Below are 24316 nucleotides of genomic sequence, written 5' to 3'. Positions count from 1 at the left end.
GTTATTAAAGACTGATTATTTATTCCCCTTTTTCCATGATTGCATGAGTAGAAAACGGGTTTCTCCGAGAAACCCGTTTTCTGTGCGTTACTCAGTGGGGAGATGGGGAGATGGTTTTTAAAGTTCGATTGGGAGTTAATCATAGTATTAAAAACAGAATTTATCATGAGAACGAGTGTATTAAATTTAAGTCCCCCTTTTTAAGGGGGATTTAGGGGGATTAAATTTTTTAAGGGGGATTTAGGGGGATCAAATTTTTTAAGGGGGATTTAGGGGGATTAAATTTTTGTCATTCCTTTGGGATGCTTTTGGGTGCGTTACGCTTCGCTAACACACCCTACATTTATATTTATTTTATTTCCCCCTCTATTATCCTAATTTCCTCCTCACTTAATCCATACAATTCATACACTATTTTGTCAATCTCTTTTTCTAACTCGCTAGTGTCAGCTTTGGGATTAGATTTTTTAGCCGTGAGAATTTCATCGACTTTAATTTCAATTTTTTTTACTAAGGTTTCAGGATGTGTTTCAATCGGTACTTCTTCTAAAATTGTTGGCTTTATTTGAGCTAAAGTACGATTAACTTCCATTGACAATAATCGATAAAAATAAGTGATGATTTTTGAGTTTAAAACTCCTAATAAAAATTTATTGGATAATCTTCCGCTACTGGACATTAAGTATAGTCCATCCGTTGGAAATATTTGATTGTTATCCAAAGCAACAATAATTTTATCTCCAGTAATCACACCAATAATTTTTTCTGGTTTTAGAAAAATTTCTTGGTTTCTGGGACGGTGCAAAGACCAAAAAGGATGTTTATTTTCTTTAACTTCTATACAAGTTATTCGCTCTTTAAAAGATTGTAAATACTCAATTATTTGCGGTATTAAGTGAGGATCATCCGTTTTTTTAGTATAGATAATCTTTTTATCAATATCTGAGATCAAGTATTTATTTAAATCCCTCCCACCAGTAATGGTAGGAAAAATAAAATTTTGCTCCAGATGGAATTCATCGATACTTTTTTTATCAACAATAAAAGCTTCTTTTAAATCAGGACTGATTCCTCTTTGGATTCCATCTTTATCTATTAAATCTCTAAGTTTAATTTTCTTATATCTATTGATAATTTTGTATCCAATTAGGTTTTTAGTAGTAATGACTTGATTAGGAATTGTTTTAAAAAAAGATGTCTCTATTGGTATTAATAAATTGTGACTGAGACTATTAACACTATCATCAGAAGATTTTTGATATTCTCCCACCCAAGATATATTAGTAAATTCCGATGTCAGAAGTATAATACAACATGGTCTAGCAACATCTTCAAAAATTCTATCTCCCAGATTGAAAGCTATCTCTAATTGGTGGGTTTTAAAAATTTTCTCTCGTAATTTTTCATTATCAACTTGATAGAGAATAACATCGGGGATAATTTGACAGATAAGACCATATTGCGATTTAAGGGAGAATGTCAAATTAACAAAAAACATGAAAGAATCTATCATTCTCACGATAATATCGGAATTTTTCTCTTTTATTTTGTTTAGATGTTTATTATCTATTTTTGCTCCCCAAGGAGGATTGCCAATTATCACATCAAAACCGATAAAATTCCCCTTATCGTCTAGAACTTCGGGGAACTCGAAGCGCCATTCAAAAGCATTATGATAAATCTTACCGCTTTCAATCTCCTCTAGTTGCGGACGTAACTTATCAATCTCATTCCTTAACTGACTAATCTTCTTTTCCCGCGCTTTCTTTTCCTTAGCTGACTCCTCAAATAATAAAATTTGATTCTCTAGACTATATAAATCCGTTTCCAAACCCCGCAAGCGCTTTTTCAGAGGATTATCTCCCTGTAAAGTCTGACGAAAACTACTCTTAATCTCACTTATCAATCTCTCCATCTCGCGCTTTTGCGATTTATCCTCTGCGTTGCGATAGACTCTCACCGCATCCTTATAACTCTCGATACTTAAACGACTTTTGCGGGAAAAGACTTGTAAATCATTGGATAACCCAAAGCGACTAATCAGAGAATTGCCAACCTTGATATTAATATCGATATTCGGTAGCGTCTCTAACTCGTTATCTGCTTTGTAGTAAGCATTCTTGAGTAACTCAATCCATAAACGCAACCGACAGATTTTCACCGAGTTGGGATTGATATCGACTCCAAAGAGACACCCCTCAATCAGACGCTGTTTTTCCTGAAATAAAGTCTCCTGTACGCGCTGACTTTCTCGGTTGCGGGGATTATATTCAAACAGATTACCGTCATCATCGGTGACGATTAACTCATCGTTCACCACCTCAACCCGATAATCCCTGAGAGTTTTACCCTCTTTATCCACTAAAATCTGTAACTCACTCTTAATTGCGATTATCTCGTTCAAAGCAGAGACAAGAAAATGTCCCGAACCTACCGCAGGATCACAAATTTTGAGACTATTGATAATAGCATTGGCTGCCGTTTTATCTTTGATGCGGTTATATACATCCTCGATTGTCTGACAATCCCATCCCTGACTCTGGTTAAATTTCTCTATCACTGCGCGTCGAATCGTTTCCCGACACATATACATAGTGATGAAACCGGGGGTAAAAAAGGAACCATCCTTATATCCGTTGATTTTCTCGAAGATTAATCCCAACACTGACGCATTGATAAGAGTCTTGTTATCCTCCTGTATCGCTTCCCCACCTTCGCTGCTAAAATCGTAGGCGCTGAGAAACTCGAATAGGTATGCTAAAGCGTTGATTTCTCCTGTTCGCTTTTTCCCCTGACTATCCTTTAAGACTGTTCCTGCAAAAATCTCTATATTCTCCGAACGCAGGTTACTGATAACTATGGTTGATTGTTCTAAGTCTGTGGGTTCAAATAGGGAACTGTTGAGATAGGGAACCTGAGTATGGGTATTCTGGATGTCTTTGCTTCTTTCTGACTGTTTTTTTGCCAAGACGCTGAAAAATAACCGATTTAAGTCGTCATAGTCGGCAATTTTGCTTAAATTGAGAAACTCTAGGGATTTATCCCCCCGATGATACCGAATTATCTGCGCTTCCAATAGTTTGAGGAAGAGGATTCTATTTATCCAGGTTATCCCCAACTCTAAACCGATATTAAATAGTCTCTCCTCTTCCGTCTCCCCAAATTCTTCGGGATTGGGTAAACGAGAGATTTTATCTAAACTCTCCACTTGACTGATAGCGTTCTCTAGCAGCGAACCGGGTTGACGCGCTGCCGGTTGCGGATGTCGGATGAGTTTTGTTCCTCCCTCTTTTCTCTCTGTCAATCCGATGATATGCAGCAGTTCACTATAAAAGTTTTTGTCGAGACTGTTGCTATCGTTCGCAAAGGGGAGTTTTAAGAGGTGTTCGGGAGAAAAGATTTTATAGAGACTGATGAGGTTATGTTCGTCCTCCCGGATGGTTTGGGTGTATTCCCGCAAGTCAAAATGGGTATATGTCAGGGAATCGAGTATGGAGTTCAGGAAGGGTTCTCCTATCTGTTTGTAGAAGAAGTCGGTGGTTTTTCCCGTCAGTCTCCCCGTCTCAAAGTCATTAAACTGTCTGACAAGTTCCTGATTTTGTGCGAATAGTCTCTCGAAGATATTCCCATCGAAGATAAACCACTCATATATATTGGTAGCAATCAGGTGTTTTATCTCTAGGTTTTTCTCGGTTATCCTTTCCCGGAGGAAGTAGAGGAGTAATTCCTGTAATGCTTTACAGTTGAGTTTGTCTCTCCGCAGCATCTCGCTTTTATTGCTGGGTTTCTTGACTTCCAGTATTACCCCCACGGAATCCCGTGACTCTTTCCCATTATGGATGACTAAATCATTCCTTCCCTTGGTGTTGATGAAATGTTGGGGACTATAGTAGCTGTGTTTGAGAAAGTCCGCAAGCAGGTTTTTATGGAACTCCTCCGATTCTGTCTCGTTTATACTCCCCAAGAGTTGTTCTAGGTGGGTTTGAAACTTCTCTACCTGACTACGACTCGGTTTGACTCTTAGGAATGCTTTGTTTAATGCTTGTCGGGGAGAGAAATTTTCCGTCTTCATACCTTTATCCTCTTCCTACTCAACCCGATTTTTCAGGCTATTTTTTTCTCTCTTATCTTTGCTCTAAAACCCTATATATATGTGCGCACGGATTCCCATTATATAAAAAGTCTAAAGCAAGTCTCGCCATTTGTCAAGAGTTTTAAGTAATAATTTTCCGGTTGCCGTTTGCCAAGCTCAGAACTAGGATAGGAAAGAATAAGGTATTATTGCAGCCAGAGAGGCTTAGACTGTGACCAATGTAGCGATCGATGTGCGATTAACCGAGACTTCTCTGTGGCAATGGCAAACATGGCAAGGATTGCCCTATCTTACCTGTAATCTCCTAGAGGATTGGTCCCACGGCTTTTTTACCCGTCATTATTACCCCCAAACCCCAGAAGCTTTTACAGAGGCTTTAGGTGCAAATGTACCAGTTTATCGGGTCAAACAGGTACATGGCGATCGCTTATTAAATCCCCAAGGGATTACTAACCCGGAAATGGCCGAAGCGGATGGAATTATCACCGATGCTTCCGGTCAAGGGATTTGGGTGGCCAGTGCTGATTGTACGCCCGTACTAATAGGCGATCGCTCTAGCGGTGTTGGGGTGGCGATTCATTCTGGATGGAGAGGGACAGCTAAGGGAATAGTTGCCAAAGCAGTTAAACAGTTATTAAACTCCGGTAGTTGTTTAGATAACTTAGTGCTGGCCCTGGGGCCGGCAATTGCCGGGGAAGTGTATCAAGTAGATAGAGAAGTTGCCGCAGAAGTGGGTTTAAGTTTATTTCCCCAAGAAACCAATCCCGACCAAATTCTAGGGAATTTATTTAACCTCTCCCCCTCCCCCTTATTTGCTGACGAGGAAAAAGGAAAAGTGCGCTTAGACGTGCGACGGGTGATTTATCATCAACTACAACAGTTAGGAATTAGGGATGAACAAATTGCGATCGCTCCTTTTTGCACCTATCAACAAGAGGAGCATTTTTTCTCCTATCGTCGGGAAAAAGCCAAAAAAATCCAATGGTCCGGCATAGTTAGTCGTTAATGACTCAGTGGACATTCTCACTCAAGAATTCGCCCTTTCTTTTCACTGATTACTGATAACTGATAACTGATAACTGAAAAATCCCCCCTCTCCCATGCGTATTGTTTTTTTCGGAACCCCGACTTTTGCCGTTCCCACCCTCAAAAAATTATTAGCCAATCCCGATATAGAAGTAATTGCCGTCGTTACCCAACCGGACAAGCGCCGGGGAAGGGGTAATCAATTAATCCCCTCACCGGTGAAACAAATAGCCATAGAACAGCAAATACCAGTTTGGCAGCCCAAAAGTGTCAAAAAAAACGCTAAAACCTTAGATTTTCTCAGACAATCGCAAGCGGATGCCTTTGTAGTGGTTGCCTACGGACAAATCCTCTCCCCAGAAATTCTAGAGATGCCGCGATTAGGCTGTATTAACGTTCATGGCTCAATTTTACCGAAATATCGGGGAGCAGCCCCCGTGCAGTGGTGCATCGCTAGGGGAGAAAAAGAAACCGGCATTACCACCATGTTAATGGATGCGGGCATGGACACTGGACCGATGTTACTGAAAGCCTACAGCCCGATCGCTCTTTTTGACAATGCCGAACAGGTGGGAGCAACCCTAGGACAAATGGGGGCGGATTTGCTCCTAGAAACCCTCTCTAAGCTCGATCGAGCAGAAATTACCCCAATTCCTCAAAATAACGACGATGCTACCTATGCCCCTTTAATTCAAAAATCCGACTATCTAATCCACTGGCAAGATTCAGGCCAGACAATTCACGATCGAGTCCGGGGTTTTTATCCTAATGCGCTGACCACTTTCCGGGGACAACCCCTAAAAGTGATGGCCACTATTCCCCTAGACGATCCTAGTCAACTGCCTCGAGAATTACAGACAAAAGACCTTTCTCATCTAAGCGGAGAAGTGGGAGCGATCGTGGCTCTCTGGAAAAATTTCGGGCCGGTAGTGCAGACGGGAGCGGGTTTATTATTATTAAAAGAAGTGCAATTATCGGGGAAACCTCCGCGTTCTGGTGGGGATTTGGTCAATGGTTCCCGTTTAACTATCGGTGAGATTTTCGGTCAATAGTTTTCGGGGGATGGCTTTCCTTTGCTCCTCTATGCTTCACCGGTGAAGATTTTTTTCAACTTGCGAAAGCGATCGGAATAACTTCTTAATACTTCGATCGCAAACATGGGGGTTTCCTGCACGGCAAATAAAAACTGCGGTTGATTGAGATAGGCTAATTTACAATCAGTTTTGGCAATAGCTGTGGATTCTCGCAGTTTATCTGGATGCAGGAGCGCTCCTGCTCCAAATACGTCCCCTTTTTCTAGAGTTTCTATCAATTGCCCCTTGACATACATCTCCACTTCTCCGCTAAGAATACCGTACATTAACTCGCCCTCCGTGCCATCGACAAAAATAACCTCACCAGATTGAAAAGTGCGATCGGGATGATTTTCGAGAATTTTAATCGTATCTACGGGACTTAACATGATTTAACAAGAATTTTTCGGGTTATCTCTCCCATTTTCCATTACATTGAACTCCCCGATCATCGTTTTTGTATGTAAGAATACTTGAAACTTCTCTACCTGACAAAGATTCGGTTTGACTTTCAGAAATGCTTTGTTTAATGCTTGTCGGGGAGAGAAAATTTCCGTCTTTATACCTTTATCCTCTTCCTACCCAACCCGATTTTTGAGTCTATTTTTTTTTCTCTTATCTTCCCTCAAAAACTCTATATATATGGGCGCACGGATCCCCACCATACATAAAGTATAAAGCAAGTCTCGCCATTTGTCAAGGGTTTTCCGAAAATCTCCCCCTCTCCCCACTTCCTTGAGAAAATACCTAGTTTAAAACTGTTTGATCGCTGCTTGGGTGATTTCTGCGATCGCGGTTAAACTGGGACTAACTGGGCCGGTATCGGTGGACAACCAGAGAAGATACTCGACGTTACCCGCAGGTCCGGTAATGGGAGACCAAGTTAAACCCCGATAGAACCATCCTAGGGCTTCGGCGGCCTGTAAAACCTGAAAAATCGCCGATGCTTGGTCTTGATGGTCGCGAACTACCCCTTTTTTACCGACTTTTTCCCGTCCCACCTCGAATTGGGGTTTGACCAATAAAAGCGCCTCTCGCGGTGGATTTAATAGCGTCCACAGGGTCGGTAAAACTTTGGTCAAAGAAATAAAGGACAGATCCATAACTGCTAAATCGGCGGGTTTTTCCTGTCCGTATAACTTTTCTGGGGTTAAATAGCGAAAATTAGTTCTTTCTAGTAAAATAACTCGTTGATCCTGCCGTAAACTCCAAGCCACTTGTCCATAACCCACATCGACCCCATAAACCCGTTTTGCTCCTTTTTGCAAGAGACAATCGGTAAATCCCCCCGTGGAAATGCCTCCATCTAAACAAATGCGATCGCTGACATCGATGGCAAACAATTCTAAGGCCTTGGCTAATTTTTCGCCCCCCCTTGACAAATAGGGTAGTTTCTGCTTAACCTCGATCGCCGCTTCTGGATCGATTTCTGTGGCTGGTTTATCGATGATTTGGTGATTGACTTTCACCTCTCCAGCGCGAATTAATCGCTGTGCCTGTTGACGGGAATCACAGAGATTTTTGGCTACTAATAATAAATCTAATCTTTGTTTCGGCAAGGAAAGTCCCCCAATAATCAGCGCCTAATTCTAAAAAATACCTTATTTTTCCGCCAGCAATCCCAGAAGGAAGATTATAAATAAAGAGAGGGACAATGGGAACCCATCAGCTAAATTTTCACTGCCATCCCGATATTTTATGGATAAAGATACTCGATTCGCTGTTTTGGTCATTGGCATCCCCTTTCTCGGACTAGCTTACTGTGGCTTGATTTTTGCCGTGATGATTTATTGGGTCTGGGCCCGGGAACATCCCGTAACCATGGCCACTTTTTTCGTCCTTGCTCCTTCTTTGATTTCTGGCTCTATCTGGCTGTTAGCTTCCTATAAAGCCCGTCAAAAACAGCGTTTGGGTTTATAGTTGAATGTAGAGGCCGATGGCATTCGTTCAAGAAAAATCAACTGTATTTTAGAACTTGGTTTAAGTCTTTAGTGTCAACCTCAGCCTAACCGATGGCGATCGCTGTCAGGGATTGGGGAAAAAACCAAAAAGTTTAGCAGCCCCTCCTAAAATGGCGACAATTAGGACGATAAAAATCCCCCGGTTGGTAAATTTCTGATCGGCAACCCCTGTCGTTAGTCCTTTAATTTCTGTAGTTATACTAAATCCAGTTATTAAAAACTGATTATTTATTCTCCCCTTTGCCTCTTGCCTCTTGCCTTTTGCCTGTCTGATATGTAACCTATACTTGACGGATTTAGTATCAGTCCTCTTGGCATGGTGCGATCGCTCCAGCTAGTTGTGCAAGTGAGCAGTTAAGGGATTGACATAGCTTTAATGTTTGCGATGGGTTCATTCTCGGTTCCCTGTAGCCTGTTTCCCAATTGCTTACGGTTTGCACTGTCACACCTAACCGTTCCGCTAGTTTTCTTTGAGTTAACCCAGCGTTCTCTCGTAATTTCTGCATACGCTGTCCTAGTTCCGTATCCGTCATTGCATCTCAAAAATTATCTAAAAATACTATTAATGTTATATAACTATCATTATATATCAAGAATATTCTGTGACTTGCTGGTGGCAAGACATTGACAATCTCTGCTGTAAAACGGAGGAGAATTCTGAAGAGATTTTCACTCTTAATGGCTGTGCCAAACAGTCCCTAGACAATCCGCTTAAAGCTTAGTGCTTACTTTTTCTCAAAATGTTCGCCGCTCCATGTCAGCGTTAACCAAAAACCCTCCCTTGGTTCGATACAGCCCCCGTTTAACCCGTTTCCAGGGGAATTTATACTCTCTTGGTTGATCGAAAAAATCGGGTCTAAAACCCCGCCTTAAGGCGAAAAGTTTTTGGAGCGGGGCATGAATCCCCGTTACAAAAACAGCCCCCTGCCTTCGTTAACAAGCCGTAGAAGCTCGGAAACGTTCTATCGACTACTTTAAGGGTTTGTTGCGCTATATCGGTATTCAGCCGTTTATAGTTCTCATTTCCCTTACAGTAGTGATAGTTGGACTCGATCGCGAAGATGTTTTCGTTCTTGAAAATAATACTGTCTAACCGTGTAAAGCCCTAGATTGTAGAGGTTTTTACCCAGTCGGCAGAGTTCTGCCAAGGCGTTAAATTCCCTCGCTTCAAGTCCGGGTATCTGGTTCGTTTGAGTCAGGTACATGGCTTCTCGCTGAAAGTGCCTAGTTTTAGCGAGATGTGTTTTAAATGTCAAGCCGTCCTAGAAGGACGGGGTTTCAAACCCAAAATTTCCGATGAAAAATGACGCTAAAATTATCGATCTCGTCATCCGGCTGTTTTTTCTCGGCCTGTTGTTATTTGCCGGTTTTACCCTGCTGCGTCCCTTCGTAACCATGATCCTCTGGGGAGCAATTCTAGCGATCGCTTGGTATCCGCTCTTTCTCTGGTTAAAAAAGTTACTCGCGGGCCGGGCGAAACTGGCCACAGTTCTCCTCACCCTAATTTGTCTAGGGATTATTATCGGTCCGGTGAGTGGTATTGCAGCGGTTCTGGCCGGTAATCTGCGAACGCTGGCGGAATATATCGACACTGGTGCAGCGGTGATTCCCCCTCCCCCCACCGATGTGGCCACCTGGCCGCTGATTGGCGAAAGGATTGCCAGTCTCTGGCAGCAGGCATCGGATAACACGGGTCAATTTTTTCAACGCTTCGAGCCACAATTAAAAGAACTGGGGAAAATCTCCCTTTCCCTGGCCACCAGTACCGGTCTGACGGTGCTAAAATTTATCGCCTCGATTCTGATTGCGGCGGCCCTCACCCTCTCGGCTAAAAATCTGACTCACCTGATGAACCGGTTAGCGGAAAAGATCGCCCCGGGTCGAGGCATCGCGCTGGCCAGTCTAACCGCCTCCACCGTCCGCAATGTTAGCCGTGGTATTATTGGCGTTGCCATTATCCAGAGTCTTTTGATCGGCATCGGTTTAGTGACGGTGGGAACGCCTGCGGCCGGTTTATTAACTTTCCTCACCCTAATTTTGGGCATTCTCCAAATTGGCCCTGGTTTGATTGTCTTGGGGGCGCTTATTCACGCTTGGGTAACACTCCCCAATTCCATCGCCCTCTTATTTACCCTCTGGATGATTCCCGCCACCTTGGTGGATAATTTCCTCAAGCCCATCTTAATGGGGCGCGGTCTGCCCATTCCCATGGTGGTGATTCTGCTGGGGGTGTTCGGGGGAGTGATCGCCTACGGGATTATCGGTTTATTCGTCGGGCCGGTTCTCCTCGGTCTCTGCTACGAGTTAGTTAGGGCTTGGATTGGCGAGGATAGCCCCGAACCAGCGGCAAATAGTCCTGATCAGTCAGTCTAAATCTTTCCGGGGAACTTTGAGAGCAGCTAGGGAAAAGTGATTAATTTAGCCACGGTGTCCACGGTTTGCTGGCGACAGGTGCGACCATCGGCCAGGGTTCTTTCACCGTCCATATAACCCATAACCCCGTTATGATGGGTCGGCCCTAGGGAGATAATCTTGATAATGCCGAGACGACGAGCTTGATTCCAGTAGGACAACCAAGCGATCGGCCAGCGTTCGGGAAAAATCGTCCAGCCGATCGGTTCTACCGTATCCCGTTCACCCACTAAATGATAGAACCGATCCAACTGCAAAAAACCGACATTGCCGCTAAAAACACCCCCCAGAGAAATCATTTCGATGGGTACTTTCAGAAATTTTTTGAGATAGATAATTGCACCCAAGGAAACCTGAGCGCCGCCACTATAACCGATAAAAGTAATTGGTATCTTACTGGCCAAGGGATAATCATTGTGTAGTAATGCCTCGAGAATCACTCCCGCCGAACCCTGATTAAAAATTGGTCCGTAGCGATCATCGGCCGAAACCACGATCTTAAATAAATTCCGCAGATTGATTAAAGCCATTACGCCGTTATGCCCTTTCTGACCGTTTGTTTCCACCCATTGCCAGAAACCGGCTAGAGGGCGCTCGGAATCGGTTAAGGCGCGATTAGTGGTGGAATAGGGCATAATATTGCCGACGATCCGCACTTGCGCCGGTAAAATCCCGTATAGTTCGGCGAGAAAATTTTGGGCGTAGGGTTTCAAGCGAGTGGACTCCTGACAGATGCCGTCGAGATAGACGATATAACGCTGCACTTGGTTTTGGGGTGGTGCTAGTTGCTGCCAGGGTTCCTCGGCATAGACGCGACTGGGACTGTACCAACCGGCCCACCAACCCAGGGCCTCTAGAGGCGAGGTCAGTGCTTCTAGAAATAAACCCAGGAACAATAATAATAAACTAAATCCGATCAGATCGAAGGTCAGTCGCACGGCATCATCAAGGGCAAAAAATCCTTCCTGTAGCCAAGTTTTGGCGGGGGAAAATAGGAGAATTAAACATAAACCTAAAAAACCTAGCCCCACATATTCTAGAACTGTTTTGAGATTTTGAGTTTTTATTACTTCTAAATGATGACCGATTCTGAGAAAATTTTTACTAATTGGTGAGATAAAAAGAGACATTTCCGTGAGATAATTCTGCCAAAGGGCTTGGTTTTTCGTCTTTTCTTCTTCTGTTTCCTCGCCGTTATCTTTTTCTAGGTCTTCTGGGTTGATTCCCGAATCGACAATTTTTTGCAAGTGTTTTTTATCGATTACTAATTCGACCCCTAATAATTTTTCTGTCAGCCAATGGACAGCGAAAATAAAGGGATAACCGATAGTTCTCTGGAAAACTAAAAGCACAAGAAAACCTAATAAAGAGGCGATGAAAGCATGAAGTAAAGCAATATTGAGGAGAACAGTTAAACCCACGGCCAGGGCTGCCACACTCCAGAGGATTAATAAAATATAAATCGCCCGGCCAGCGTAGGGAAGAGCGATCGCTAATCCGAAGATAAAGGGTGCGTAACTAAATCCTAGGGTACTGGCCACCTCAAATAGGCGGGTATCACCCCGAAATAAGAGGATAGTGACTAGCCAAAGTCCAGCGGCCCAAATGCCAAAATTAAAAGCGTAGAGAATAGAAGTAATTAATAAACTAAAAATAAAGCGGCTGGGGGGAATCCGGTTAACAAATAAGACAAAACTTTGTCCGATCGCCTCGGAAACACTAGCGATAAAGACAACGATAATCGCTTCTTCCAAACCAAAGCGCAGGGATTTAATGGTAATGAAGGCCCGGGGATCGAGAACCAGTACACCGAAAAGAGTCGGCCAGGAAGGGGCAAGAAATAAAAGCAGCAATCCAGCGATTCCTAGTAATCCCAAAAGAGCCAAGGCTTGAATCAGTTGTTTCACGGGCGTTGTTAAAGTTAGATCGGTTAATGATGAGAAGGTCAGAGCGGGCGGTCGCAACGCGCTCGCTACGCGAGATCGAGGTTTACCGGCGGCTAGTTTGTCCGCCGATACTTAGAATCATTGAAGATGGAAAAAAATCAAATATCATACTTAAGTGAACCGATAATTTTCTCCGGCTCCGCTCAAAATCCTTGATTCTGTCCTATCCATAATAAACTCATTCTCCGATGACAAAACCTATCCGCGCCCAATCACCGCTAAAATTTCTCGCCCCCCATTTTAACCCCTTGGTCTTGGCAGCAATTTATCGGCTGTTGCCTTTCTATTTGCGATCGCAATGTCAGATTGAGCGGGTGGAAGGGGAAAATAGCGAAATTCTCGTCGATTGTTACCGCCGTTTCCAAGCTGGACAGTTGCGGTTTCTGCTTGCCTATCGTCATTCCAGCACTAACGATCCCCCCTCCTTAATCCATTATCTTCATAGCAACCTGCCTAAAATGGCAGCCAATGAGGGAATAAGTTTAAATAAGCCAGTTTTTGGTTATTTTCTCTATGATCGAGGGATTCCCCTCTGGGCCGGTCCAGTGGCTAATTGGCTCTTACCGGCGATCGGTGGCGTTCCCGTGATCCGCGGTCGTCCCGATTTCGGCTGTTTGCGTACCCTGCGCCATCTCTACGCTCGCGGGCAATTTCCCTTGGCCATTGCGCCGGAAGGCTATACCAACGGTCACGGCGAACTGGTCAGTCGTTTAGAATTGGGCTGCGCTCAAACCAGTTTTTGGTGTGTCGAGGATCTGGTGGCAGCGGGGGAGAATCAGCAGGTGTCTATTGTCCCCATCGGTGTGAGGTATCAGTATTTAGAAAATCCCTGGCCGAAGATTTGGCAACTCTGTCGGGCGATCGAGCGCGAATCTGGTTTTCCTCCGGGAGATGGGGCCAATCGGCAATTAGAACAATCTCTCTCATCGAGGGAATGGAATCCAGAGCAGCAATTGACCCCAGAGGAAGAGGCCCTACTCTACCCGAAACTATTGCGTATTGCTGAATATTTATTAGAACAAATGGAAAGTTTTTATCGGCGTTTCCATACCGCCATTCAGTTGGAGGAACAAGCGGCAAAGTTAGCCAATTTGAGTCCGATCGAGGGATTAACCCTGCGTTTACAGGGATTGATGGATGCAGTATTAAAAATGTTGGAGGGATATCTGCAAATGCAGCCCCGTAGCGGTCGCAACGCGCTCGCTACGCGAGATCGCAATTTGATCGAACGCGCCCACGATATTGAGGATACGGTCTGGGATTGGATCTATCGTCGGGACGTGGACATCCAAACCCTCTCGGACGTGGAAAGGGGTTTGGCGGATCTAGTCGCGTCGGAAGCGCATCAACATCTCTGGCACATGAGATGGGTGGAGAATTTTGTCGTCGTCACCGGCCATTATCTACAAAATAAACCCACCGCTAGAAGGTTTGCAGAGACTTTATTGATGATTAATGCCCTGATTCACGAAATTACGGGCAAAGGCCAAGCTCGGCCGGCAATTGCACCACAAAAGGCGATAATTACCGTAGCAGAACCCCTCGATGTGACGGCACGCTGGCACAGCACCTATCAACGGGACGGGGCAGCCAAAAAACAAGCGGTGCGAGAATTAACTAGCACCTTAAAAAAATCTTTAGAATCGATGACAAACCCTTGACATTAGGAACTAAATATGATAGGAAGACTAGGAACTTTACCCACGATCGCCGTTATCAGCGTCATCGCGATCATTGTGTTGCTGAATGTCTTGGTGGCTTGGTTTCACTATAATGCTCTGGCAGTTCTCCCCCCCGAACATCGCCGGTTTGCACCAGTATGGATGTGGTTGATGATCATCCCGATTGTTCACACGGTTTTTATCTGGATTATCTCAGCTTTTAAGCTACCAGCATCCTATCGCTCGGCTCTAGGAGAAAATGCCCACCGGTTTGGTAGTTGTAATCAGCGTCTGGGATTAGCTTGGGCGATCGTGGCCACTACCCTATTTTTACCCGTAGTTGATATCCTCAGTTTTGTGGCCTATGTGGTTTTAATGATTATCTATTGGCAGAAACTCAACAAAATGCAGAAATATCTCCTACAGAAATAATCTTTCAGTCACTGGCCTGTAATTGCTAATCTTTGCTTCTCCTCTCATCCCTTACTTTCCCGAATGAGCATTGCCAAATTAATTGTCTCGATCGTCGCTCGACTTTTTCCGGGGGCAATTTTCTATCAACCCACAGGAGAGAAAATTATCGCCCTTACCATCGATGATGCACCCACTCCCAACGATCCCGAAGGAAAATCCACCGATCGCATTTTAGCTGCGATCGCAACTCATAATCAAGAAAAAGCCAGTCCAGCAACCCCCGTCAAGGCGACTTTTTTTCTGATCACAGGACATCTGCAACCGAACTCCACCTTGATTGAGCGTCTAATCGCCCAAGGTCACGAAATCGCTAATCACGGCACCCAAGATCTCCGCACCAGTCAACTGGCTGCCAGTGCTTTTGCTAGTCAGTTTCGGGAAGCTAACGATATTTTAAGTCGTCTTACCGGTCAAGCACTGCGCTGGTATCGTCCCGGTCAAGCCTTCTATAATCAATCTATGCGCTCGTTTTTGCGTAAATTCCCCGGCTACGAGTCCCGATTCGCTCTCGCTTCCATGATTCCTTTAGATACCAGAAAAGGAACGAATCATCCTCAATTTACCACTTGGTATATCTCGCAATTTATTTTCCCCGGGGCGATTTTAGTGCTTCACGGTGGTTCCCCCGAAAGAGATGAGAATACGGCGATCGTACTGAAGAATTTATTAGCGAAATTACACGATCGAGGTTATCAGGTGGTCACTCTCAGCCAATTAGTTGATCACAAACGTTATTAGGGGACATTTTAAGAATAAGAAAAGATGATGGTAATCTGACAAGATTTAGCGATGACAGTTGCCAAGAGATTTTCATCAATCTTGATGGACTTCGTTACCCTGAAAAATCCTGTATTTTTTAACAAGTCAGACTAAATCTTTCCGGGAGGAGTTGCATTTTTTTTCTTGGCATAAGTTGCTATTTAACAGAGGAAAATATAGAAGCAGCTGATTATTTACTAACCTACTTTTTTTAATTTTTAACGGGTTAGGACTGAGATATACTGAAATGGTTGCTTATAGATCACTACTATGGGACGTTTAGCGCTGATCAGCGTGACTGACAAAACCGGAATAGTTGACTTTACCCGTCAGCTAACAGAAGAATTTGATTTTGAAATTATTAGCAGTGGAGGAACCGCCAAAACACTGCAATCGGCGGGAATTCCCGTGATTAAAGTGGGAGAATACACAGGCTCTCCTGAAATCTTGGGCGGAAGGGTGAAAACTCTCCATCCTCGCATCCATGGCGGTATTTTGGCTAGAAGGGATTGGCAGTCAGATTTAGCGGAAATGGAGGCTAATCAAATTCGTCCTTTTGATTTGGTGGTGGTTAATCTCTATCCCTTTGAACAGACGATCGCTAATCCTGATGTTACCACCGCTCAGGCGATCGAACAAATCGATATCGGTGGTCCGGCGATGTTACGCGCCTCGGCTAAAAATTTCGCCCATTTGACTGTCATCAGTAACCCGAAGTATTACGAGCAGTATTTAAGCCAATTACGGCAAAATAACGGCGAAATCTCCCTGGAATTCCGTCAAAAAATGGCGGGGGAAACCTTCGCTTTAACCAATGCCTACGATGGTGCGATCGCATCCTATTTCGCCAGCTTGAACGGGGAAACGACGCGCTTTAATTTGGCGGGAAATGCCCTACAAACCCTGCGTTACGGCGAAAATCCCCACCAAAGTGCCACCTGGTATGGCAGCGGTACAATGGCTCACGGTTGGGGAAAAGCGACCTTATTACAGGGAAAAGAACTAAGTTATAACAATTTAGTCGATTTGGAAGCATCCCGCCGTTTAATCGCCGAATTCGGCAGGGAAGAACCAGCCGCCGCTATCTTAAAACACACTAATCCCTGTGGAGTGGCGATCGGTGGTAGTTTAGTGGAAGCTTATACTAAAGCTTTTCATGCCGATGCTACCTCCGCTTTTGGGGGTATTGTTGCCCTAAATCAAGCCATAGATGAAGCAACCGCTAAAGAATTAACGAAAACCTTCCTAGAATGCGTGGTTGCCCCCGATTGTAGCCCTGAAGCCCGGGATATCCTTGCTAAAAAGTCAAAAGTGCGGATTTTATTGCTGCCAGATTTAAGCAGGGGAGAAAAACAAACAGTAAAAGTTATCGCTGGCGGTTTTCTAGTACAAGCAGCCGATGATCTGGTGGAAACTCCAGATGATTGGCGCGTGGTGACAGAAAAACAACCCACTGCCGCACAATTAGCGGAATTACTGTTTGCTTGGAAAGTATCTAAGCACGTTAAATCTAACGCTATTGTGGTGACAAAAAATCAAACTACTTTAGGCGTTGGTGCGGGGCAAATGAATCGCGTTGGTTCGGTGAAAATTGCCCTTGAACAAGCAGGGGAAGCGGCTAAAGGTGGCTATTTGGCTAGTGATGGTTTTTTCCCCTTTGATGATTCTGTTCGCACGGCGGCCCAGTTTGGTATCGAGGCAATTGTTCAACCCGGAGGTTCTTTAAAAGATCAGGATTCGATTAAGGCCGCTAATGAGTTAGGTTTAATTATGGTCTTAACAGGCATTCGTCATTTCTTGCATTAATACAAAGTTAGGGTGTGTTATTGCTTAAATTAACGCACCCCAACCAGTTATTCATTATCGGTTAATTTCCCCCATTCAATGGTCTTAAATTTGCCCAAAGTGCGAGGATAACCAGCTTTTGGGGAACAAAGAAAATAGTGCTATATTTGGCTATTTGTTCAGGTCATTTCCTCAAATGCTTTGGACAAAAATTGACCAGACTTGGCGATTAATGTTTCCTCTCCAACCATTAAAAGTGTCAAAATAATAGTGAAGTTTTGTGACAAAGTGCAGTCAGATATAAGAATCTTTGCTAGAACTCTAGAAGGCCTCTGTGATCAGTCTCCTTAAAGGAGATTGTTTGCAATAAGCTCATCTGGCTAACAGGCTTTTGGGTGTGATAGACGAAAAACTTCTTGCGATTGCGCCTAAATGGAGTGACATACAGAAAGTTGACCCATATCGTTACTCTGAAGAGTGTTATACAGAGAGTTTCCGTATAATATGTAGTTAGACAGCAAGAAAGGAAAATGTATATTACAACTGAGAGTGATGCCCCGCCACCAGCGAAGCCTCTATTCCTCTATATTCCGACTGGCAGGCTTATCATCCTGTCAATCTTCTCACTCTCGCTCTATCAGGCATACTGGATTTACAAGAACTGGCAATACGTCAAGGAAAGGGACAACCTCAACATCAGTCCGTTCTGGCGAAGCTTCTTTGGGATATTCTTCTGCCATAGCCTTCTTCGGAGAATACATGGGGACAGGGAGGCACGTGCTATTCAAGTCCCCACTTTCTCGCCAGGCAGCTTGGCTACGGGATGGGTTGTCTTGATGATTCTCTCGAACATTCTCACCAGAGAAATTGGGCTTGCACAGACTATCGTGTCTGCCCTCATCCCGTCATTCTTGTGCCTCGTCCCAGTGCAGAACTACGTCAACGAGGTCACAAAGAAGCGAAACCCAAACGAAAACTATTATGGGTGGTCCGCTGGCCACATTCTCTGTCTGGACATTGGCATCATCATATGGGGTTTGGTCTTGGTCGGAGCAATGGCAGAAGCAGAAGCGTTTTGAAGTAGAGTGCGATGCCGAAGGCACTGCGTAGCAGTACGCCATCGTCCTAGGGTGCGTCCCCTAATCTGACTTCTACTGCTCCACCGATCGATTTTGGGGAACGCACCATGCCCATTGATTAAAGCTGTGAGTTTAAGTGCGATGCTGAGGGCACTGCGTAGCATTACGCCATCGCTGTAGCAACGTGGAGGCTAGTGCGATCGCCGATCTTGTAGGGTGCGTTCCCTAATCTGACTTCTACTGCTCCACCGAGCGATTTTTGGGAACGCACCATGCAGATTGATTGAAGCTGTGAGTCTAAGTGCGATGCCGAAGGCACTGGCTCTTCTCGACTTTGTGTGATAATTTTTGCTTATGAAATCGTGAAATGTTTACTGGGAAAGACTTTTAGAACTATTTTGTTAAATAAACTATCAGTATAGACCTCGTTTCCACACAGAAACCAGAAGAACCAGGCACTGCGTAGCAGATCGCTGATCTTAATAAGCTACATTAACAACAATACTTAAAGAAAAGGCTTAAAGATGATCAGTAACAAGGGTAAAAAAACAAGTTACCTCTGTTTTTTTTTGCCCGACGATATTGCAGATTATAAGTACCTAAGCAAAATTAATTACACATATCTAACCACCTCTTGCCTCTTGCCTCTTGCCTCTTGCCTATCTTCACTAGGAAATTAATTTTGCACGACTACTTAATTAATGAAACAGGTTTTGTTGCTATGGGGATTCGTTTTGGCAAGCCATTACCGATAAAGATGATTGGCAACCTTGCCAAGAATTAGTGATAAAATTACAACATAAACAGTAATTTTTCCCCCAACCCTAATCCCTCACCCCTAGTAAAATTATGATGCACGGTTTTATTCCCCCTCATCGTTATTTTCCCTATCTTACTTGGACTGATATAGATTCAATGCCAGATAAGGAAAATGTGGTAATTATTCAACCCATCGGTGCGATCGAACAACACGGACCCCATCTCCCTATTGCTGTCGATGCTGCCATTAGTTTAGGGGTTTTAGGCAAAGCTTTCGAGAAATTAGATACAAATGTTCCCGCCTTTGCTTTACCCTGTCTCTACTACGGAAAATCTAACGAACATTGGTCTTTCCCCGGCACAATTACCCTCTCAGCAGCCACCTTATTAACCCTAATTCAAGAAATAGCTGAAAGTCTCTATCGTTCGGGTTTTCGCAAGTTAGTATTAATGAACTCCCACGGCGGACAACCGCAAGTTATGGAAATTGCTGCTAGGGATATTCACCAACAATATCCCGATTTTTTAGTATTTCCTTTTTTCACTTGGCGAGTTCCCCACAATGCGGCTGAATTATTCTCGGAATATGAATTAGAATACGGTATTCATGCAGGAGATGTGGAAACTAGCATTATGTTATCATTACTGCCAGAACAGGTAAAAATTGAGCGGGCTGTCCGAGAATATCCCCAAGGTTTGCCAGAAAATAGTTTATTAACTATGGAAGGAAAATTACCCTTTGCTTGGTTAACTAAGGAATTAACTAAAAGTGGAGTGATGGGAGATGCTACTAATGCAAGTAAAGAAAAAGGCGATCGATTATTAGAATCCGTTGCTAATGGTTGGGTACAGGCGATCACTGATGTTTATCAATTCCGTCAACCGAAGTTATCTTAATAGAAGATTAATCAGAACTGTTAATAAGCTGTACTGCATTTAAACTGCCTGTTGGTAATTTTATTGCCAAGGATAAAACTCCATATCCTTTCTCCTTTAATTCGGGTATTTGATCACTATCTTCTATTAGCATTAATAGAGGAAATTTTAACCAGAATTCGGGTAGTTTTTAGCATAACTATTAATCTCAATCATGAGTTTTATTTTTGAGGTTTTTGAGGTTTTAGAAATTTTGTAAACAGTAATAAAAAGAAAACAAATGACATTTTTTACCATATTTTTTGTACGGGATAAGAATCAAAAACAGAATCAACGCCTAGGATAATTAGGTTTTCTGTAATTGCTTGAGAAATTAATAAACGATCAAAGGGATCTTTGTGATAATAAGGTAAGGTGTCTAATGTCCAAATATGAGATAATTTCAGGGGTAAAATCTGCACATCATTAATTTTAGTTTGATCTTTAACTATTTCCGCGAGAGAAATATCTAAATTTAATTTGCCTAACTGTACTTTGATCTGTATTTCCCAGACACTGACTAAACTCAAGAAAAGAAGATTATTTCTATCTTCTAGTATCTTAATTGCTGATGAGGAAAGCTGAGGAGAATTCTGGGAAAACCAGATTAAAGTGTGACTATCTAAGAGAATATTCATGAGTCAAAATTCCAGAAGTTATCGGGCAAGGGTTGATTGAAATCATCACTCATCCAAATTTTTCCCTGATGCAATCCAAAGACTCGTTTTTTAGGGGAAGATGACGGCTCCTTTTCCTCCGTAAGAGCTTCTAAATATTCTAAGATTTGTTTTTGTTTATCTAGAGGAATTTCCTGTAGCTTGTTAATAATGCTTTCTGTAATTTTATTGCCAGAAATAGTCATGGTTTTCTCAATATCTACTGAAATCTACGATGCAAGCTTCATGATAGCATTTTAAACATAAATAAAGTTAATTTTTGTAGAACCACTTCCCCAACTTGTTTAAGAGAGTTTCTGCAAAAATCAAAAATCTTCCCTGAGGAGACTCCGAGACGGTTCAGACAAGAGACAACTATCCTCTCCATAAAACCCAAGATTATGTGAAATTTATCTGAGGTTTTCGATATTTCGACTCGATAGCACCTCGAAAACTTACCTTTACAGGAGGTTTAAGCTAAATTAACCCTATTGTTAAGGATATTAGCCACAGCAGTTATCTTAATGATTGGGTACACAGTTTTCGTTTTCGGGAGTCGGTCTTCCATACCAAATTAGGTTACACTTCATCTTTATGAGAAACACTGTAACACACAGAAATTAGCTGTTTCAGTCCACTAGGGCTGCTGACTTAGAAACAATTGCGTTAGAATTAAAGAAATATTACAAGTGATTGACAAAAATGAGCAAGCCTGATATAGAAACCATTGCCCTCCAGTTAGAAAGCAGCAACTCTAAAGACCGTCTGCTGGCCTTGGCCTCCCTGCGAGAAGTGGCCCCAGATGAGGCTGTACCCTTGATCAAAAAAGTCCTTTATGATGAAATGCTGCCGGTGCGATCGATGGCTGTCTTTGCCTTGGGAGTCAAACAAACCGAGGAATGCTTTCCTATCCTAGTGGATTTGTTAGCCAATGATGCCGATTATGGCATTCGCGCCGATGCTGCGGGGGCTTTAGGTTATTTAGAAGATATTCGCGCTTTTGAACCCCTACAACGGGCTTTTTACGAAGACACGCAATGGTTAGTCCGCTTCAGTGCTGCCGTTGCCTTGGGGAATTTGCGCGATATTCGGGCTAAACAGGTGTTATTATCGGCCCTCGATAGTAACGAAGCGGTTATTCAACAGGCCGCTATTGCTGCCCTTGGGGAAATCAAAGCAGTGGAAACCGTCGAGAAGCTTTTAACCTTCGTTAACTCCGATGACTGGTTAATCCGGCAGCGATTAGCGGAAGCTTTAGGCCATCTTCCAGCGGAAAAAACGATCGCAGCCTTAAAATTTTTGGTCAAGGACGAACATCCACAAGTGCGCGAAGCGGCCCGTTTATCTTTGCAAAAATTGGCCAAGGTCTAGGGATAGGATAGAATAAATAATCTATTCTTCCAGAGCGATCAATCTTTGCCTACAGCCATTCATGGACATTCAAGAATTTATTAATCTCTGTGCGGGTAAATGGTTTTCTCAGCGCACCAGTTATCAATTAGCTGCCCAAAAAGTTGCCAATAATAAAGCAGAAATCACCATCGATTTGCTGGCTGCCGATGCTGCCGATGTGGTGCAATTATGTTTAGAAAATAACTGTCAGTCCCTGGCCAGTCTAGGGGGATGGAAAGCGACTTGGGATAATTCCGTGGACTATGGACAACCGAAAAAAATCGGTTCTAGCTATTTAGTTTGGCTACCCTCAGAGAATCCTTGGCAAGGAAAATTAATCACATCGGACGGTAAATCGGCAGCGCTGGGAGAATATCATCTCAGAAGCGATCAAGCTTTAACTTTAACCATTGAGGACAATCACCATCGTATCGAGGAAAGAATCTGGTTTGCTAGTCCTAATCTGAGATTGCGTACCAGTATTATCCAGTCAGTCAATGGCGATCGCAAGACGGTTTTCTATTCGGAAATTCGCAAAATGGTTGCTACTAAGTAGTTGTCATCTCCAATGTCTGAGGTGGGGAAGACAGGATTAATCTTCCACCACTCCAGTCAAATCCTCCTAACGTCGGCCGCGTCTGCTGCTGCCGAAACCACTGCGACTAGGGGTACGACGGGAACCAGAGGAACCGAAACTAGGAGAACGTTTGACATTATCAGATTTACCCGAATTCTTCAGGGTACTAGAACCATAACCGGAACCACTGGGTTTTGTGGTGGTGGTGCTGCGATTGGGACTAGAGGAAGTATTGCTAGGATAACGACGTAAATTGCCGGTAGAACGGAGAGTTTGCTGATTTTTGACTGCCGGAGGTGGACTATTATGTTTAGTCCGGTATTGATCTACTGCCTGATTATAGGTGGAACCGTAACCACCAAAACCGGTCATCACACCTCCCGGAGTATAGAGGGGAGGAACGTAGTATTGAGGACGAAAGAGCAAACTACCCAAAGCTTGACCAGCAACAGCACCGAAAAAAGGACTCCAAAAACTCGATTCTTGTCGAATCACCACGGTTTCCTGTTGTCCGGTTTGGGGATTGTTCCGCACTTCCGTGACATTATGGACATACTCAATTTTAAAATCTTCGGTCATGTACAGGGTAGCCTGATCACCGTTGATTTCCACTGCGGTTTTTTCCCCTTTAGCAATGTCCTCCTCGGTTAATCTAGCCATTTGCAGGTTAGTGGTGCGAAAGAGGGGAGAAGTCCCCCCAGGGGTGTTTAACAGCATTAAGGTATAAGTGCCATCTCCATCATCGTAGGTAGCTTGTTGCACCTCGTAGCGACCGCTACTAACCTGATTGGATTCTCGTCTTACACTACTGTTATTAGCTGACGGTGACTGAGTTTGATTTGACGAGGAACCACAGGCCACCGTTGTGCAACAAAGGGTAAGAATTAAAAAGATTGTCGTTACTTGGCGCAGCATAAGGGCAAAATTAAGACTATAAAGGCAGCAATTCGGGGAAATTGAGTAATAGTTGCTCATTGGTCAATTCATCTCCCAATTGAGCAGGAGAAAAATGTACCTGAATCGCACGCAGCCGACCTTGGTAGTGAAGGTTAATTATTGATTTTAAACCATCTTCCAGGGCCTCTCGATCGGCTAGGCTAGTTTCTAAAGCAGCACTCTCACCCTCGAAGGCTATTGTGATCATAACAACTAAGTTATCGGTGACGGGTAAAGTTAAGGGTTCGTTTTCCTCCACTTCCCCAGACACCGATTCACTTAGGTATCTGGCCGCAGAATCGGTAAACAGTTCGTTAACGTAGTCTCCCGCTTCCCCCTCACTCCAAAAAATATCGCCCTCATTAGCTATAGAAAACCAATAGAGGTTCATCTGCAGCAGATTTTGACAAATTTCTACTAAACCCTCTCCCATGACCTCTAAATCGCCTTCGGAATCGATCGCCTCCCGGCCGGCACGATTAAGAATACCGATCAGGGGTGCGATTTCTTGGCCGTAGAGATGCAAAAATAAGCGACAGACCACATAGCGAGTTTTACCCGCAAATTTCTTAAAGCGATCGCCTAAAGAACTCATAATAGACCTCTGGTAAAAATCAAAAATTGTCGTTAAGGTTAGGAGTCGGTCGTCAGGAGATAGGAGTCAGGAGATAGGAGTCAGATAGGAGTCAGGAGATAGGAGTCAGGAGATAGGAGTCAGGAGATAGGAGTCAGGAGATAGGAGACTTTTTTATTTATTCTCCCCACTTCCCACTTCCCACTTCCCACTTCCCACTTCCCACTTCCCATTTTCA

General features: G+C 43.6%; 24 protein-coding genes. 12 read left to right on the top strand and 12 right to left on the bottom strand.

Going from position 1 to position 24316, the window contains the following annotated elements; translation table 11 throughout:
* Positions 1-349: 349 nt before the first annotated feature.
* Both IQ234_RS06380 and IQ234_RS21910 read right to left on the bottom strand, forming a co-directional pair.
* The gene (locus IQ234_RS06380) at positions 350-4072 is read right to left on the bottom strand and encodes an Eco57I restriction-modification methylase domain-containing protein (RefSeq protein WP_193956468.1); all 3723 of its coding nucleotides are present in this window, start codon (positions 4070-4072) and stop codon (positions 350-352) included.
* Between the two features lie 52 nt (positions 4073-4124).
* Positions 4125-4202: an SWIM zinc finger family protein gene (locus IQ234_RS21910; protein ID WP_416209672.1), complete on the bottom strand. Its 78-nt coding sequence runs from the start codon at positions 4200-4202 to the stop codon at positions 4125-4127.
* A 102-nt stretch (positions 4203-4304) separates the two neighbouring features.
* Between IQ234_RS21910 and pgeF the strand changes: the two genes are divergently transcribed.
* The gene (gene pgeF, locus IQ234_RS06375; protein ID WP_193956467.1) at positions 4305-5099 is read left to right on the top strand and encodes a peptidoglycan editing factor PgeF; all 795 of its coding nucleotides are present in this window, start codon (positions 4305-4307) and stop codon (positions 5097-5099) included.
* Positions 5100-5193: 94 nt separating this feature from the next.
* Positions 5194-6171, top strand: coding sequence for a methionyl-tRNA formyltransferase (fmt, locus tag IQ234_RS06370; RefSeq protein WP_193956466.1), 978 nt, complete (start codon positions 5194-5196; stop codon positions 6169-6171).
* A gap of 29 nt (positions 6172-6200) precedes the next feature.
* On the opposite strand, the gene IQ234_RS06365 is transcribed toward fmt, so the two are convergent.
* Positions 6201-6581 (bottom strand): cyclic nucleotide-binding domain-containing protein, encoded by a 381-nt coding sequence (locus IQ234_RS06365; protein ID WP_193956465.1) that lies wholly within the window; start codon positions 6579-6581, stop codon positions 6201-6203.
* A gap of 363 nt (positions 6582-6944) precedes the next feature.
* Positions 6945-7751: a TlyA family RNA methyltransferase gene (locus IQ234_RS06360; protein ID WP_193956464.1), complete on the bottom strand. Its 807-nt coding sequence runs from the start codon at positions 7749-7751 to the stop codon at positions 6945-6947.
* Positions 7752-7890: 139 nt separating this feature from the next.
* Between IQ234_RS06360 and IQ234_RS06355 the strand changes: the two genes are divergently transcribed.
* On the top strand, positions 7891-8112 hold the full coding sequence (locus IQ234_RS06355; protein WP_079209331.1) for a hypothetical protein: 222 nt from the start codon (positions 7891-7893) through the stop codon (positions 8110-8112).
* A gap of 105 nt (positions 8113-8217) precedes the next feature.
* On the opposite strand, the gene IQ234_RS21020 is transcribed toward IQ234_RS06355, so the two are convergent.
* The 3 genes from IQ234_RS21020 to IQ234_RS21015 all read right to left on the bottom strand — a co-directional run bounded on the left by IQ234_RS21020 (position 8218) and on the right by IQ234_RS21015 (position 9358).
* On the bottom strand, positions 8218-8487 hold the full coding sequence (locus IQ234_RS21020) for a hypothetical protein (protein ID WP_228008399.1): 270 nt from the start codon (positions 8485-8487) through the stop codon (positions 8218-8220).
* A complete protein-coding gene (locus tag IQ234_RS06345; RefSeq protein ID WP_110579066.1) occupies positions 8456-8686 on the bottom strand; it encodes a helix-turn-helix domain-containing protein in 231 nt (76 codons plus the stop codon). Before IQ234_RS06345 ends, IQ234_RS21020 begins: the two co-directional genes overlap by 32 nt.
* A gap of 495 nt (positions 8687-9181) precedes the next feature.
* Positions 9182-9358 (bottom strand): hypothetical protein, encoded by a 177-nt coding sequence (locus IQ234_RS21015; protein WP_228008397.1) that lies wholly within the window; start codon positions 9356-9358, stop codon positions 9182-9184.
* A gap of 91 nt (positions 9359-9449) precedes the next feature.
* On the opposite strand from IQ234_RS21015, the gene IQ234_RS06335 reads away from it, so the two are divergent.
* Positions 9450-10526 carry an AI-2E family transporter gene (locus IQ234_RS06335; RefSeq protein WP_193956463.1) on the top strand — a complete coding sequence of 359 codons (1077 nt, stop codon included), beginning with the start codon at positions 9450-9452 and terminating at the stop codon, positions 10524-10526.
* Between the two features lie 26 nt (positions 10527-10552).
* Here the strand turns inward: IQ234_RS06335 and IQ234_RS06330 are convergent, their stop codons facing one another.
* On the bottom strand, positions 10553-12472 hold the full coding sequence (locus IQ234_RS06330) for a YIP1 family protein (protein ID WP_322743443.1): 1920 nt from the start codon (positions 12470-12472) through the stop codon (positions 10553-10555).
* 227 nt (positions 12473-12699) lie between these two features.
* Between IQ234_RS06330 and IQ234_RS06325 the strand changes: the two genes are divergently transcribed.
* The 6 genes from IQ234_RS06325 (at position 12700) to IQ234_RS06300 (ending at position 19925) form a co-directional block, all read left to right on the top strand.
* A complete protein-coding gene (locus IQ234_RS06325) occupies positions 12700-14172 on the top strand; it encodes a glycerol acyltransferase (protein WP_193956461.1) in 1473 nt (490 codons plus the stop codon).
* A 15-nt stretch (positions 14173-14187) separates the two neighbouring features.
* The gene (locus tag IQ234_RS06320; protein WP_193956460.1) at positions 14188-14604 is read left to right on the top strand and encodes a hypothetical protein; all 417 of its coding nucleotides are present in this window, start codon (positions 14188-14190) and stop codon (positions 14602-14604) included.
* Between the two features lie 63 nt (positions 14605-14667).
* Positions 14668-15384, top strand: coding sequence for a polysaccharide deacetylase family protein (locus IQ234_RS06315; protein ID WP_193956459.1), 717 nt, complete (start codon positions 14668-14670; stop codon positions 15382-15384).
* 291 nt (positions 15385-15675) lie between these two features.
* On the top strand, positions 15676-17211 hold the full coding sequence (gene purH, locus IQ234_RS06310; protein ID WP_193956458.1) for a bifunctional phosphoribosylaminoimidazolecarboxamide formyltransferase/IMP cyclohydrolase: 1536 nt from the start codon (positions 15676-15678) through the stop codon (positions 17209-17211).
* 509 nt (positions 17212-17720) lie between these two features.
* On the top strand, positions 17721-18269 hold the full coding sequence (locus IQ234_RS06305) for a hypothetical protein (protein WP_193956478.1): 549 nt from the start codon (positions 17721-17723) through the stop codon (positions 18267-18269).
* 849 nt (positions 18270-19118) lie between these two features.
* Positions 19119-19925 (top strand): creatininase family protein, encoded by an 807-nt coding sequence (locus IQ234_RS06300; protein WP_193956457.1) that lies wholly within the window; start codon positions 19119-19121, stop codon positions 19923-19925.
* 269 nt (positions 19926-20194) lie between these two features.
* Here IQ234_RS06300 and IQ234_RS06295 read toward each other — a convergent pair whose 3' ends face one another.
* Entirely contained in the window at positions 20195-20581 is a 387-nt protein-coding gene (locus IQ234_RS06295) for a type II toxin-antitoxin system VapC family toxin (protein WP_193956456.1), read from the bottom strand.
* On the bottom strand, positions 20578-20805 hold the full coding sequence (locus IQ234_RS06290) for a DUF2281 domain-containing protein (protein WP_193956455.1): 228 nt from the start codon (positions 20803-20805) through the stop codon (positions 20578-20580). The genes IQ234_RS06295 and IQ234_RS06290 overlap by 4 nt, the downstream gene beginning before the upstream one ends.
* A gap of 496 nt (positions 20806-21301) precedes the next feature.
* Between IQ234_RS06290 and IQ234_RS06285 the strand changes: the two genes are divergently transcribed.
* Positions 21302-21970, top strand: coding sequence for a HEAT repeat domain-containing protein (locus IQ234_RS06285; protein WP_193956454.1), 669 nt, complete (start codon positions 21302-21304; stop codon positions 21968-21970).
* Positions 21971-22031: 61 nt separating this feature from the next.
* The gene (locus tag IQ234_RS06280) at positions 22032-22547 is read left to right on the top strand and encodes a phycobiliprotein lyase (RefSeq protein WP_193956453.1); all 516 of its coding nucleotides are present in this window, start codon (positions 22032-22034) and stop codon (positions 22545-22547) included.
* Between the two features lie 66 nt (positions 22548-22613).
* Here IQ234_RS06280 and IQ234_RS06275 read toward each other — a convergent pair whose 3' ends face one another.
* Together IQ234_RS06275 and IQ234_RS06270 are read right to left on the bottom strand one after the other, a co-directional pair.
* Positions 22614-23543: a hypothetical protein gene (locus tag IQ234_RS06275; protein ID WP_193956452.1), complete on the bottom strand. Its 930-nt coding sequence runs from the start codon at positions 23541-23543 to the stop codon at positions 22614-22616.
* Positions 23500-24099, bottom strand: coding sequence for a DUF1517 domain-containing protein (locus IQ234_RS06270; RefSeq protein WP_193956451.1), 600 nt, complete (start codon positions 24097-24099; stop codon positions 23500-23502). Before IQ234_RS06270 ends, IQ234_RS06275 begins: the two co-directional genes overlap by 44 nt.
* Between the last annotated feature and the right edge of the window lie 217 nt (positions 24100-24316).

The organism is Microcystis aeruginosa LEGE 91341, assembly GCF_015206885.1.
Classification (GTDB): domain Bacteria; phylum Cyanobacteriota; class Cyanobacteriia; order Cyanobacteriales; family Microcystaceae; genus Microcystis; species Microcystis aeruginosa_H.
The sequence above is the reverse complement of the archived record's forward strand: the minus strand, read 5'-3'. Positions and strand labels throughout refer to the sequence as shown.